At 60.2% G+C, this 12823-nt stretch carries 12 protein-coding genes; all 12 read right to left on the bottom strand.

Features of this window, described 5'->3' with window-relative positions; translation table 11 throughout:
- Window positions 1-21: 21 nt before the first annotated feature.
- The 12 genes from ACTQ40_RS02855 to ACTQ40_RS02800 all read right to left on the bottom strand — a co-directional run bounded on the left by ACTQ40_RS02855 (window position 22) and on the right by ACTQ40_RS02800 (window position 12711).
- A complete protein-coding gene (locus ACTQ40_RS02855; RefSeq protein WP_441554727.1) occupies window positions 22-1083 on the bottom strand; it encodes an SIS domain-containing protein in 1062 nt (353 codons plus the stop codon).
- 267 nt (window positions 1084-1350) lie between these two features.
- The gene (locus ACTQ40_RS02850) at window positions 1351-2196 is read right to left on the bottom strand and encodes a sugar phosphate isomerase/epimerase family protein (protein WP_441049359.1); all 846 of its coding nucleotides are present in this window, start codon (window positions 2194-2196) and stop codon (window positions 1351-1353) included.
- A 111-nt stretch (window positions 2197-2307) separates the two neighbouring features.
- Complete coding sequence (locus tag ACTQ40_RS02845) at window positions 2308-3141, bottom strand: PTS system mannose/fructose/sorbose family transporter subunit IID (RefSeq protein WP_441049357.1); 834 nt, start codon at window positions 3139-3141, stop codon at window positions 2308-2310.
- Window positions 3122-3895, bottom strand: coding sequence for a PTS mannose/fructose/sorbose/N-acetylgalactosamine transporter subunit IIC (locus ACTQ40_RS02840; protein ID WP_154515115.1), 774 nt, complete (start codon window positions 3893-3895; stop codon window positions 3122-3124). Before ACTQ40_RS02840 ends, ACTQ40_RS02845 begins: the two co-directional genes overlap by 20 nt.
- Before the next feature lie 293 nt (window positions 3896-4188).
- Window positions 4189-4671, bottom strand: coding sequence for a PTS sugar transporter subunit IIB (locus ACTQ40_RS02835; protein ID WP_441554728.1), 483 nt, complete (start codon window positions 4669-4671; stop codon window positions 4189-4191).
- Window positions 4672-4728: 57 nt separating this feature from the next.
- The gene (locus ACTQ40_RS02830; protein ID WP_154515120.1) at window positions 4729-5148 is read right to left on the bottom strand and encodes a PTS sugar transporter subunit IIA; all 420 of its coding nucleotides are present in this window, start codon (window positions 5146-5148) and stop codon (window positions 4729-4731) included.
- 21 nt (window positions 5149-5169) lie between these two features.
- Window positions 5170-6231, bottom strand: a complete 1062-nt coding sequence (locus tag ACTQ40_RS02825; protein ID WP_441554727.1) for an SIS domain-containing protein — start codon at window positions 6229-6231, stop codon at window positions 5170-5172.
- Between the two features lie 276 nt (window positions 6232-6507).
- Window positions 6508-7221 carry a GntR family transcriptional regulator gene (locus ACTQ40_RS02820; RefSeq protein ID WP_154515122.1) on the bottom strand — a complete coding sequence of 238 codons (714 nt, stop codon included), beginning with the start codon at window positions 7219-7221 and terminating at the stop codon, window positions 6508-6510.
- Window positions 7206-7973: a GntR family transcriptional regulator gene (locus ACTQ40_RS02815; protein WP_154515124.1), complete on the bottom strand. Its 768-nt coding sequence runs from the start codon at window positions 7971-7973 to the stop codon at window positions 7206-7208. The genes ACTQ40_RS02820 and ACTQ40_RS02815 overlap by 16 nt, the downstream gene beginning before the upstream one ends.
- 35 nt (window positions 7974-8008) lie before the next feature.
- The gene (locus tag ACTQ40_RS02810; RefSeq protein WP_154515126.1) at window positions 8009-8500 is read right to left on the bottom strand and encodes a hypothetical protein; all 492 of its coding nucleotides are present in this window, start codon (window positions 8498-8500) and stop codon (window positions 8009-8011) included.
- Window positions 8501-8949: 449 nt separating this feature from the next.
- Complete coding sequence (locus tag ACTQ40_RS02805; protein WP_441563298.1) at window positions 8950-11478, bottom strand: phosphoketolase family protein; 2529 nt, start codon at window positions 11476-11478, stop codon at window positions 8950-8952.
- A gap of 204 nt (window positions 11479-11682) precedes the next feature.
- Window positions 11683-12711 carry a LacI family DNA-binding transcriptional regulator gene (locus ACTQ40_RS02800; RefSeq protein WP_118388843.1) on the bottom strand — a complete coding sequence of 343 codons (1029 nt, stop codon included), beginning with the start codon at window positions 12709-12711 and terminating at the stop codon, window positions 11683-11685.
- Window positions 12712-12823 lie beyond the last annotated feature (112 nt).

Below are 12823 nucleotides of genomic sequence, written 5' to 3'. Positions count from 1 at the left end.
TATCGGACCCGTGACCAGCTCTTAGTAGTCGAACTGGTGGTAGTAGCGGCGGTACTTGAGGTTGTGCTTGGTGACCAGCTCGTAGTTGCGCGAGAGGCGGTCGGTGGTCAGCACGGACAGGATCCACGGCGACACGATGACGCGGAAGTCGTCGTCCAGGCCCGGGATCGCGTACTCGGCGGTGTCGATGATGACGTAGTCCTCGTCGCCGGTCACGCCGCTGGTGAGGAAGGCGCGGACGCGCTCGTCGAGGGCGCGGCACTCGTCCTCGCCCATGAACAGGAACACCGGGACGCCGGGCTCGAGCAGCTCGAGCGTGCCGTGGAAGAAGTCGTGCGAGGTGATGTGGCGGATGCGCTTCCACTGCATCTCCTCGAGCAGGCACATGGAGTACAGGATGGTCTCGCCCCAGAGGGCCCCCGAGCCGATGAACATGGTGTAGTCGGCCAGCGCGTACTTCCTGGCGATCTCCTCGGCGCGCGGCTCGAAGCGCTTGCGGATGTCGAGCAAGTCCTTCCAGACGTCCTTCGTCTGCTCGATGAACAGGTCGAACTTGGGGAAGCAGCCGCGGCGGTTGAGCAGGCGCAGGCCGAAGCAGTCGGCGAGGTAGTAGCCCTTCTCGCAGCCGCCGGCGCCGTGGTCGGAGGCCATCATGACGCAGTTCTCGGCGCCCACGGCCTGCCCGATCTTGCCCTCGGGGTTGGTCATGGCGAAGACGCGCACGCCCATATCCTTCATCTTGCCGATGGCCTCGAGCACCTCGGGGGTGGTGCCGGACTCGGAGGCGGTCAGCACGACGGACTTGTCGGTCATGCGCTTGTGGCCCATGACGTTCCACTCGGCGGCGTGGATCAGGTAGACCTCGAGGTCGCGGTCGCCGAACTTGTTCATGAGGTACTCGAGCTGCATGAACTCGTCCCAGGTGCCGCCGACGCCCATCAGGAAGACGGCGTCGTAGCCCTCCTCGTGCACGCGGTCGGCCAGGGCGGTCATCCGCTTGCCGGCCTCGTAGACGTTCCTGCCGTCCTCGAGGTAGCCCTCCTGGTCGAAGTGCATGATCTCGATCTTCTCGGTCTCCTTCATGTGTGTCCTCCCATCACATGTGCGCAATTCTATACATCGCGCTTCTTACTGATACCAATTATAGCCATACGATTGCTTGTTATTTAATACCAATCTAAACTCACGGAGATTTGCGGTAAACGGTCGGTTTCCTCACCCGAGTGGTATTACAACGCCAATAGTTGTCTATTTCGAGCGCTACTGCCAACGGGCTCCCCACAACTCGCCAGCTATAAAAGCGTTGCGCCAGACCCGCCCAAGCGTTTCCGGCGCAACCGCGCAGTTTAGTTATTCGGCCTCCATCTCCGCTGTCACACGGCGATACATCTCGATAACCTGAGTCGTCGCCTTGGACGGATCCTGATAGTAGCGGCCATCACACGTCTCGGCCGAGACATAGCCCGTATAGCCGTGGCGCATGAGTGCCTCGAGGTCGGCACGCATATCACGCTCGCCGTCGCCCCAGGCAAGATGCGTCGTGCCGCCGCCCACATCTACAAAGTGGGTGTGAACGATCTTGTTGCCCAAAACCTCAAAGTAGCCGTCTATCGTGTCGCCGGCAACTTCCATGGCGCCAAAGTCGATACAAGCCTTCAGGTTGGGGCGATCGACCGCCTCGAGGATGCGCGCCACATCCTGTGCAGTGTTGACCAGCACGGACTCCGACGGCTGCAGCGCCTCGAGCGCGACGCGAATACCGCGCGTGTCGGCGTAGTCGCACACCGAGCGCAGCATGGCAACGCTACGGGCCCAGGCGTCCTCAGCCGGCTCGTCCAGATAGGCCCAACCACTCGTCACCAGAATCTGCGGCGCGCCCAATTCAACGGCTACGTCGATCACATTCTTAAAGTACGAGAGGATGCGTTTTTGGCCCGCCTCGCCGCGCACCGCGACGTTCCACGGCTTGGGGTTGTTCTGCTCGGGGCACACGCACACGATCTTGATGCCGTACTGGGCGGCAAGATCGCGAATCTTATCCACCGATTCGTGCTCATGGCAATCCACATACAGGTGCATCGAGCCGGTCCACAGCTCGATATTGCGATAGCCGGCCTCACCTGCAGCCTTAAAAAACGTCTCGATGCTGTAGTAACGATGGTTGATGTTCATGAGCGAAAGCTCGGGTACGACCATAGCCCTCCCCTTTCGTACGGAGTTTTAAAAAACAGGGGGCCGCCGCAGATGCGACAAGCCCCCAAAGATCGACGCAACCGTTAGACGCGATGGAAGCGCGATTCGAACATATTAGGCAAGCACTCCAAAGTAAGCACCGATGATGCCCACGACCATGGTGCAGAGGATCAAGACCATCGGGTTGATCTTCTTGGAGAGCAGCCAGTAATAGAGCCAGAAGGCGGCCATGCCGAGCATACCGGGCATGATGCCGTCCAGGATGTCCTGGAGAGTCTGGGCGGAGTCGCCCTGACCGATAGCGACGGGCAGCGAAGCCCAGAACATGTCCTTGCTCATGGCGCCGACGACCATGACGCCGACGATGCCGACGCAGGCCATGATCTTTTGCATCAGGCCGGTCTTCTGAGCCTCGTCGAGGAAGCCAATGCCCAGCTCATAACCCTTGATAGCGCCAAAGATACGAATCAGGAACGCCGGGGTGTTGTAGATGAGCAGGAAAGCGATGGGGCCAAAGACGTTTCCGGCCTGGCACAGGCTGATGCCCACGGCAGCGGCGACGACGCGCAGGGTGGACAGGAAGAAGGAGTCACCCAGGCCGGAAAGCGGGCCCATAAGGGCGGCCTTGATGTCGTTGACGCTCTCGGGCTCAACCTCGCCACGAGCGACTTTCTCCTCCATGGCCATCGCGATGCCGCCCACGAAGGGAGCGAGCTGCGGGGTGATGTTGAAGAACGCGCTGTGACGGTGCAGGGCCTCGGCGTAATCGTCGGGACGGCCGGCATAGATCTTCTTGAGCATGTTGGCGACCATCAGGCAGAAGGCAATGTTCATCTGCTTGTAGTAGGTCCAGGAGAATTCCATGCCCAGGGCGCCGGTGTTCACGGCGCTCTTAATGAGGTCGGAGCGAGTAATCTGGTTCTCGGAATTAGAAGTCATCGTCCTCATCCCCTTCCACAGAAAGCTGGGGCTGGGCGCCACCAAGGCCCAGCAGGTCGTACTTGTCGATGCCGATGATGATTGCGATCAGAGCGACGCCGAGGACGGGCACGTTGGCATAGGAGCACAGCAGGAAGCCCAGGAAGTAGAACGGCACGAGCTGCTTGGTAAGCACCAGACGACCGAGCATGGCGAAGCCCATGGCAGGCAGGATGTTGGCTGCGACGCCAAAGCCATCGAGGACGAACGTCGGGATGAAGTCGAGCAGGCCCTGAACAGCGTCGGCACCCAGATAGAAGGAGACGGAGCACAGGACAAAGGCCAGAACGACAATCACGAGACCGATAATCCAGTGCATAGCGTAGATACCCTTGAGGTTACCCTTGCTGGCAAAGACGTCGGCACGGTCGACCAGAAGGGGCATACCGGCATTGACGACGTTCTTAATAGCCAGGGTCAGAGTGGCGATGGGCATCGCGAGCGCGATAGCGGCCTCGGTGCTCTGACCCAGCTGAATAGCGAAGGCGCAGGCAAGCACGCCGCCAATCGTCTCATCGGGCGGCACATAAGCGCCGATGGCGATAGAACCCATGAAGAGCAGCTCGAGGCTCGCACCGATGGCGAGGCCGGACTGTAGGTCCCCGAGGACTATGCCGACGAGCGGGCACAGAACGATCGGGCGGAACGCATAGAGCGTACCGAGCTGATAATCGAGCTTACCGAAGGCAGCGATAAGTCCGATGAGGATCGCTTGAACAAGCATTGTTCCTCCCTTTGATCCCTCTTGGATCCGCGTGGCGATTCCCGACTTGTCAGCGCGCCCTTTTCCATGCCGACAATCGCCCAGACAGATCCAGCTTGTACCGGTGTGCTGTTAACACCTAAACCGGTGCAAATGATTTGATACCAATTATATAGTCATGCGATAACTATTTAATACCAATCGCTCAACGGGCAGGTACTCCCGGTGAACGGTAGATGGGGTAACGGGTAAAGCGTTTATCCGGTACGCCCACGAGCAGGACGGCGCCGTACGCGCCGCCCCGTGGTTCCCAATTAGAGGGCGCTTAGAGCATCGACCTTGGGGTCGTCGGCCAGAGCGCGAATCTCGACCTCGATTCCGCGGCCGACGAGCTCGCGAATGTCCTCTTCCTCGGCAGCGGTCACAAAGATCTGACGGGAGATCTTACGGGCATCGGGACGCTGCTCATCCTTGGACTTGGTGTTGCCCAGGTTGATGGAGGTAATCTGCGGGCAGCCTTCGGCAAGCTGCTTGGCCTCGGCGATGCTGGCGACGCAAATGATCATCTTGTACTTATCGGTGACACCGGAGTTGATAGCCTCGATGGCGTGCTCCATGTCCTTGATGACGAGCTTGGCGTTGGCCGGCTTTCCCATCTTGAGCGTGGTCTTCCAGACGGGATCGTTGGCAACCTTGTCGCCAACGCAGAAGATGCAGTCGGAGCCCAGGCCCTGGACCCAAGAGACGGCCACCTGGCCATGAAGCAGACGATGGTCGACGCGAACCAATTGAATCATGATTGACCCCCAAAGGTCTCATGCCGGAAACCCGGCCCCATTATTAGCAGGCAGTGACTAGAACTCTTCCTCGTCATCCGCATCGGTCAGCAGGTCGTTGACAAACTTGACGCGCGTGTCGTCAGCCGCGAGGATCTCGCGGATAACCTGGTCGGCGGGAGCCTCCTGGTCCGAGAAGAGCAGCTGGATCAGCAGCGGCAGATTCATGTTGGCAATCAGGTAGGTGTTGGGGCGCGTCTGGACGATCTTGGTGAACTCGTTGTTGACGCTGCCGCCAAACAGGTCGGTGCACACGATCACATCGTCGGCGGGATCGATAGTCGCCAGGAGCTTGGCGGCCTCCTCGGCGACGTCGGTGCGGCCGTCGACAAACATCGACAGATCGTGGACGTTATCGCGCGCGCCCGAGAGTAGCTCGGTGCTCTCCTTGATGCCGGTCGCAAAATGCGCGTGGCTGGCAAAGATGTATTGCCTCATTGCGGTTTCCCCCAAATAGAATTAGTAGTCGAACTGGTGGTAGTAGCGGCGGTACTTGAGGTTGTGCTTGGTGACCAGCTCGTAGTTGCGCGAGAGGCGGTCGGTGGTCAGCACGGACAGGATCCACGGCGACACGATGACGCGGAAGTCGTCGTCCAGGCCCGGGATCGCGTACTCGGCGGTGTCGATGATGACGTAGTCCTCGTCGCCGGTCACGCCGCTGGTGAGGAAGGCGCGGACGCGCTCGTCGAGGGCGCGGCACTCGTCCTCGCCCATGAACAGGAACACCGGGACGCCGGGCTCGAGCAGCTCGAGCGTGCCGTGGAAGAAGTCGTGCGAGGTGATGTGGCGGATGCGCTTCCACTGCATCTCCTCGAGCAGGCACATGGAGTACAGGATGGTCTCGCCCCAGAGGGCCCCCGAGCCGATGAACATGGTGTAGTCGGCCAGCGCGTACTTCCTGGCGATCTCCTCGGCGCGCGGCTCGAAGCGCTTGCGGATGTCGAGCAAGTCCTTCCAGACGTCCTTCGTCTGCTCGATGAACAGGTCGAACTTGGGGAAGCAGCCGCGGCGGTTGAGCAGGCGCAGGCCGAAGCAGTCGGCGAGGTAGTAGCCCTTCTCGCAGCCGCCGGCGCCGTGGTCGGAGGCCATCATGACGCAGTTCTCGGCGCCCACGGCCTGCCCGATCTTGCCCTCGGGGTTGGTCATGGCGAAGACGCGCACGCCCATATCCTTCATCTTGCCGATGGCCTCGAGCACCTCGGGGGTGGTGCCGGACTCGGAGGCGGTCAGCACGACGGACTTGTCGGTCATGCGCTTGTGGCCCATGACGTTCCACTCGGCGGCGTGGATCAGGTAGACCTCGAGGTCGCGGTCGCCGAACTTGTTCATGAGGTACTCGAGCTGCATGAACTCGTCCCAGGTGCCGCCGACGCCCATCAGGAAGACGGCGTCGTAGCCCTCCTCGTGCACGCGGTCGGCCAGGGCGGTCATCCGCTTGCCGGCCTCGTAGACGTTCCTGCCGTCCTCGAGGTAGCCCTCCTGGTCGAAGTGCATGATCTCGATCTTCTCGGTCTCCTTCATTCCCGTTCCTTTCACGAGCAGTTCGAATTGTCGCACGGACTGGCCGGGCTTGCCGCCCCGTCGCGCCGCTTAACCTTGTGGACATCTTGGCCCCAAGCTCAACAATTCAAAGGTTCTTAATACCAGTGAACGATTACAGGTTAGCCGTTTTTAATACCGATTTTTTGATTTCGTCCTCCCGTCTCGGTAGACGGTCAGTTTTTGCCGCTCATCGGTCATACGACACATGTCCGTAAAAAAATGAGCACCCCGCCGTGCACGAGAATGCTCTAAACGCTAATAGTTGTAGGTATATCCGCCGGCATCGCCGCGGTTAAAAGACTTGGCATGCTCAATCGGCTGCCCACTCGAGTCATAGGTCAGGCATTCCAGTACGAGCGCCAGATCGCCCGGCTCAAGATTGAGCAAACTCGCATCGCGTGCGCCCAGCGCTTCAATATCGAGTTTCTCAATCGACTTGTCCGGCTTGCGCCCCAACATGTCATAGGTCTCGAACAGGCTGAAGACCGAAATGTCCACGTCTTCGATGCCCGGAAACAGCAGACACGGAATCAGCGTCATCTCGATCGATACGGGCTCACCATCAATGCAGTTGAGACGGCGCACCGAGTAAAGCAGATCGTCCTCGGCGATGTCAAACAGGTCGGCGTAATACGGGCCGGCGTAGCGTTTGGAGCGCGCCAGGATGCGCACCGACGGCGTCGCACCCGACGCCAGAACCGACTGGCGGAAGCCGCCCTTGCGTTCGTGCTCGTCAAACCACTTGTGTCCCACAAAGGCGCCCTTGCCCTGTACCCGACGAATCTGGCCACTTTTGACCAGCTCGTCCATGGCGCTTCGGATTGTCAGGCGCGTCGTGCCAAACTCCTCGGCCAGCTCGTTTTCGGACGGAATCATCGAGCCTGTCGGGTAGTCGCCGCGCTCAATTCGCTCCGCAATGCAGCGGCGAATTTGCTTGTAAACCGGCAAGTCTTCTACTGCATCAGCCATTCGACACCCACCTTCGTCGCAACGCCGTCCGCCTCGCCGTTATCGGCAAAACGATACTTGGTCGGCAGAATCACGGATTTGCAATACTCGACAAAGCCATCGTTCTCGTCACGCTCGTGCGAAGCTTTGTAAAACACCGGCGTGCCCTCCTGGGCACCCAGCAACTTGGCCTCGTCGGCGTTCAGACGGCTGATGGAAATATACTCCTTGCCGTGCGCCACATGGACATTCCCCTCTTTGAGCAAAACGTCGTAGAGGCTTTCCTGCTCAAAATCGTGATCGGGAAGCGAGGGGCACAAAGACAGGTTGACGTGAGCCGTCTCAATCGACGCCGGGGAACCATTAACCACGCGCACACGTCGAATGCAGAAGAGCGGCGTGCCCAGGTCGATCTGGGCTTTTTGGGCCAAATCGATATCGGCGTACACGACCTTGGACCAAACCAGGCGCGCGGTCGACTTTGAGCCAACCCTCTCCACCGCCTGCGTATAGTTCCATGTTTCCTGAAAGATGTTCAGCGGTTTGGGAGGACACACATAGGTGCCCGAACCGCGGCGGCTTTCCAAAGTTCCGCACGAAATCAGACGCGTGATCGCAGCGCGCAACGCCGTGCGTGACACGCCCAGCTCTTCACAGAGCACACGCTCGGCGGGCAGCCGGTCACCACCCTGCAGGTCATAATGTTTGATATACCAAAGAATGCCCTCAAAGGCGCGATCTTTGGGCGGAATCGCATATGGTTCACTCGACATGGGCAAGGCTCCTCAACCGCTTGATGCTGCGGGCATCATTGCTCCGGACGCCCCATGGCGTCGAAGGCTTCTTTGATCTGCTCCGCAACGTTCCGATACGACCGATATAGGCCGGAGTCTCGCTTGACTTCGCCCGCGGTCACCGGAATCTCAAGCTTCGAAATCTCATCCTCGCCGGTTTGCACGGCAACGATGACACCCATACCAAGGCACATATTACGCTTGGCAGCGTTGTTTTTGGTAGCCTGAGCTGGATTAATCAAAATCTGCTGAGCTAGTTCGCGATTGCTAAGCTCCGGCACATCCTCGGGATTTCCGGTCTCGACAATCTCGCACTGCAGCACGTCCGCATAGTCAAAAATCTTCGGCTCGCCGCCGCGCTGATGCACGGCCCACTTGCGACGCGTGGCATCCTGGTAGATAGCCGGCAAAAACGTAAACCGCGGCGGGTCCAAAATCGTATCCGTGATGGTAAACACATCGGGATCAAAGGCATCCTGCGGGTTTTTCTTCTTGAACAGCCCCATATCAGCCTCCCGTACTAGTATTAAACAACTCAAGTTGAATATAGCACCAATTTCAAGCCGCCGCTTTACCGCATCGGTGCGTGGTGTCTATGGCTCGCCCAGCGAAAAAGTTCACGGACGAGGGGCGGGGGCGGGGTACTTGGTTTTGGAAGTGGGCTTCGCGAACTTCCAAAACCAAGCACCCCGGCCCCGCCCCGGCAATGCAATCTTGGCTGACCATAGTTAGATGCACGGCTTCTAAGGCAGCGTAAGCAAGGTCCCCATTACATAAAAAAGAATCAGCCCCCGCATATCGAAACGGTCGAGAGGGCCGGGGCCCGGGGGGGGGGGGGGCGGGCGGGGCGGCGGGCGGGGGGGGGCCCTCCCGACAGGACAGGCCCCCGCGCACGCCCCCCCCCCCCCCCCCCCCCCCCGCGGGGCCCGCCCCCAGCGCGAGACCGTCCCGGATGCTATTCGTTGTCGCCGGCAGTTAGCTGCGTTGCGGAGAGTACGCCGTCGGCAGCGGTTGCGGCTGCGGCGTCGGGCCAGACCCAGTCGGTAAAGGCCGGGTGATCGAAGCCCTCGTCGCACGCGAACTCAAAGGCCTCGGTGCGGAAGGCCTCCCACTCATCAATCTGCTCGGCAAACTTATCGGCGTCAACCATGCGCAGCACGTCGGCGGCCAGGGCCCAGCGGTCCATGTTGTTCAGGCGCAGCATGTCAAACGGCGTGGTCGTGGAGCCCTTCTCCTCGTAGCCGTGAACGCGGAAGGCATCGTGGCCGGGACGGTTCCAGATCAGGCGGCGAATCGTGCCGGCATAGGCGTGGAATGCGAAGAGTACGGGCTTCTCGCCGCGGCCAAACAGCTCAGCCCAGCGCTCATCGCTGATGGCTTGGTCGTTCTCGCAGACGTTCTGGATCTTGAGCAGATCGACTACGTTGACAAACCAGACCTTGATGCCCAGCCCGCGCAGCATATCGGTTGCGGCCAGTGCCTCGAGCGTCGGCACGTCACCGCAAGTAGCGACCACGACGTCGGCCTCGGCGAGCGAGTCGGCAGTCGATGCCCACTCCCAGGTCGCTACGCCCTCGGCGAGCTCAGACTTGGCCTCGTCGACCGTCTGGAAGGTGGGGGCGGGCTGCTTGCCACAGAAGATGGCATTGACGCAGTCGGTGGACTGGTAGACGCGCTCGGCCACAGCAAGGGCCATGTTGGCATCGGCCGGATAATAAGCATTCACGACATGCGTGTCGTTTGCCTTGTTGAGCAGCAGGTCGATAAAGCCGGGGTCCTGGTGCGAAAAGCCGTTGTGGTCCTGGCGCCAGACATGGCTCGACAGCAAAATATTGAGGCCGCTGATAGGAGCACGCCACGGAATCTCGCGCTTGGTTGCTTCGAGCCATTTGCAGTGCTGGTTGACCATGGAATCGACCACGTGGACAAAGCTCTCGTAGGAGCTCCACACACCGGAGCGGCCGGTGAGCACGTAGGCCTCGAGGAAGCCCTCGCACTGGTGCTCGGACAACTGCTCGACAACCTTACCGGAACCGGCCAGCAGCTCGTCGTTGGCATCGTCCTCGTAGAAACCGGCATCCCACTGCTTCTTGGTCACCTTATAGGCAGCCTGCAGGCGGTTGGACGCGGTCTCGTCGGGACCGAAGATGCGAAAATCATCCATGTTCTTGGCCAGAACATCGGCAGTGTACTCACCAAAGACGCGGGCGGCCTCGGTGGAGCCCCAGCCGTGGCCCTTACTTGCGACGGGGATCTCGTGAGCGTGAATATCGGGAAGCTCGAGCTCGCGGCGTACCTTGCCGCCGTTCGCGTTGGGATTGGCGCCGATACGCAGCTCGCCGGTCGGCATAAAGGCCGTCACCTCGGGGCGCACCTGGCCCTCGGGCGTAAAGAGCTCCTCGGGCTTGTAGGAGCGCAGCCACTCGCGCAGCACGCGGAAATGCTCGTGGGTGTCCTTGGCACTCGCCAGCGGCACCTGATGGGCGCGCCAGGAGTCCTCGGTCTTCTTGCCATCAATCTGCTTGGGGCAGGTCCAACCCTTGGGCGTACGGAACACGATCATGGGATAGGCCGGACGAACCACGGTCTCGCCCGCAGTGGCCTGAGCCATAGCGGTGGCCTTGATGTCGCAGATCTCATCGAAGACCTGCTCGAACAGGGCGGCGAAACGCGCATGAATGCTCGCATGGCTCTCCTCGTCAAAGCCGGCGACAAAGAAATGCGGCTTATAGCCCATGCCCTCAAAGAACTTGGTGAGCTCCTCGTCGGACACGCGGGCAAGAATGGTGGGGTTGGCGATCTTGTAGCCGTTGAGGTGCAGGATCGGCAGGACGATACCATCGGTTGCCGGGTTCACGAGCTTATTAGACTGCCAAGAGGTCGCGAGCGGACCGGTCTCGGACTCGCCGTCGCCCACCACAGCCACGGCCAGCAGGCTCGGGTTATCCATGACGGCACCGTAGGCGTGGCTGAGCGTGTAGCCGAGCTCGCCGCCCTCGTGGATGGAGCCAGGCGTCTCGGGCGCAAAATGGCTCGGAATACCGCCGGGGTAGGAAAACTGGCGGAAGAACTTCTGCAGGCCGGCCTCGTCATTGGTAATGTCGGGGCGAATCTCGCGGTAGGTACCATCGAGCAACGACTGGGCGGTGCCAGCGGGACCACCGTGACCCGGGCCCATCAAGAAGATCGCGTTCTGGTTGTGATCGGCGATGAGGCGGTTGACATGACCGAACAGGAAGTTAATGCCGGGCGTGGTGCCCCAGTGACCGACCAGGCGGTGCTTAACGTCCGGGCGACCAAAGTCGCGCACCTCGCCGGTTTTCTCATCGACAAAGTCGGGGCGCATGAGCGGGTTAGAGCGAAGGTAGATCTGACCGACGGACAGATAATTCGATGCACGCCAATACAGGTCGACGCCCTCGAGCTCGGAAGCCGGCACCTCGTGGCCCAGCTTTTTCCACGGCGTCCCCAGTGTTTTAGCCATTGTTTATGTCCCTCCGCTGTGCGGTCGCCCTCCAATACGGCAACCATTCCTTGGGACTAGTATATTTGCTAAAACGTTTTATCAGGGTGAAAAAACGTTTTATCACCCTTATCAATCACATCGATCAACAAAACGCGACATTCACCTGCGGCATTGTCTGCCACAGGTGCTCCACATTCGGTCTCTGCAAATTGATAAACGTGTTTAGTTATGTTTAGTAAGCTCGAGCACGCTGCCCTTAACGATAAGCGCCGGCTCCAGGACGACCTCTTCGGCACGCCTACCGCCCCTACCGGCAAGACGCTTGGACATGCAGCCAAAAGCATGTTCCGCGAGGACACCAGGATCCTGCTCAATGGCGGTCAGCGCCGGCTCAAAGAGAACGTCGGCCGCCGAGTTGTCATAGCTCACCACCGAAATATCGCCTGGGATGCTCTTCCCCATCTCGTGCAAACGCTTGAGCAAACCGAGGGCAATGTTGTCCGAGCTCGCGAATACGGCAGTGGCGTCGGTTGCGAGCACCGCCTCCGAGGCCTCGTAGGCGCTCGGAATGTAGTACTCGCTCTCAAACTCCAAACGCGCGTCGATAGGCAGGCCAACCTCGCGCAGCGCGCGCTCATAGCCGGCAAGTCGTTTGCGACCCGTATTGGAACGACGCGCATTAACCAAGCAGGCAATGCGACGGTGGCCCTGCTCGATCAGATAGCGGGTAGCCATATAGCCACCCATCTCGTGGTCGAACATCACCTTGTCGCACTCGAGCCCCTCAATGGCGCGGTCGACCATCACGGCAGGGATGGGTAGATGGCTGACCTCTTCGCGCAGGGCACGGTCGTCCGAGAACTCGTCGCCTACCACCAGGAAGACACCATCGACGCCGCGCGTCACCAGCTGGCGCAGCAGTTCCAGGTCGTCGTCGGCGCTTCCGCCCGAGCTGGTAATAAAGAGCGCATAGCCGTCCTCGCGGCAGCGCTTTTCCAAGCTACCGGCAAGTGAGGCAAAAAATCGGCTCTCGATGTTGGGGACGATAAGGCCCAGGGTGCGTGACTCGCGCATGACCAGGCTGCGCGCAATCTGGTTGGGAACATAGTGGTTGCGCGCCGCGACCTCCTTGATGAGCTTGCGGTTTTCTTCCGAGATGCGACAAGGCCGATTGTTGAGAACAAGCGAGACCGACGAGGGGGAAAGCCCCACCTCCTGGGCGATCTGCTTGAGGGTGACTTTGTTGGCCATCTCGCTCCTTCCGGGTTTACGCGCAATCTCTTGAAAGTATAGCGACTGCCCCTCTACCTCGATGATAAACACTTTACCAATCCGGTAGACGGCTGTTTTATCGCCGCCAGCG

It is taken from the genome of Collinsella sp. Sow4_D11, assembly GCF_052116465.1.
In the GTDB taxonomy this organism is placed as follows: Bacteria; Actinomycetota; Coriobacteriia; order Coriobacteriales; family Coriobacteriaceae; genus Collinsella.
The sequence above is the reverse complement of the archived record's forward strand: the minus strand, read 5'-3'. Positions and strand labels throughout refer to the sequence as shown.

Excerpts from the sequence above, each read along its gene's own strand:
- ACTQ40_RS02855 (WP_441554727.1), bottom strand. The coding sequence starts at position 1,083 with ATGAAGGAGACCGAGAAGATCGAGATCATGCACTTCGACCAGGAGGGC.
- ACTQ40_RS02850 (WP_441049359.1), bottom strand. The coding sequence starts at position 2,196 with ATGGTCGTACCCGAGCTTTCGCTCATGAACATCAACCATCGTTACTAC.
- ACTQ40_RS02845 (WP_441049357.1), bottom strand. The coding sequence starts at position 3,141 with ATGAGGACGATGACTTCTAATTCCGAGAACCAGATTACTCGCTCCGAC.
- ACTQ40_RS02840 (WP_154515115.1), bottom strand. The coding sequence starts at position 3,895 with ATGCTTGTTCAAGCGATCCTCATCGGACTTATCGCTGCCTTCGGTAAG.
- ACTQ40_RS02835 (WP_441554728.1), bottom strand. The coding sequence starts at position 4,671 with ATGATTCAATTGGTTCGCGTCGACCATCGTCTGCTTCATGGCCAGGTG.
- ACTQ40_RS02830 (WP_154515120.1), bottom strand. The coding sequence starts at position 5,148 with ATGAGGCAATACATCTTTGCCAGCCACGCGCATTTTGCGACCGGCATC.
- ACTQ40_RS02825 (WP_441554727.1), bottom strand. The coding sequence starts at position 6,231 with ATGAAGGAGACCGAGAAGATCGAGATCATGCACTTCGACCAGGAGGGC.
- ACTQ40_RS02820 (WP_154515122.1), bottom strand. The coding sequence starts at position 7,221 with ATGGCTGATGCAGTAGAAGACTTGCCGGTTTACAAGCAAATTCGCCGC.
- ACTQ40_RS02815 (WP_154515124.1), bottom strand. The coding sequence starts at position 7,973 with ATGTCGAGTGAACCATATGCGATTCCGCCCAAAGATCGCGCCTTTGAG.
- ACTQ40_RS02810 (WP_154515126.1), bottom strand. The coding sequence starts at position 8,500 with ATGGGGCTGTTCAAGAAGAAAAACCCGCAGGATGCCTTTGATCCCGAT.
- ACTQ40_RS02805 (WP_441563298.1), bottom strand. The coding sequence starts at position 11,478 with ATGGCTAAAACACTGGGGACGCCGTGGAAAAAGCTGGGCCACGAGGTG.
- ACTQ40_RS02800 (WP_118388843.1), bottom strand. The coding sequence starts at position 12,711 with ATGGCCAACAAAGTCACCCTCAAGCAGATCGCCCAGGAGGTGGGGCTT.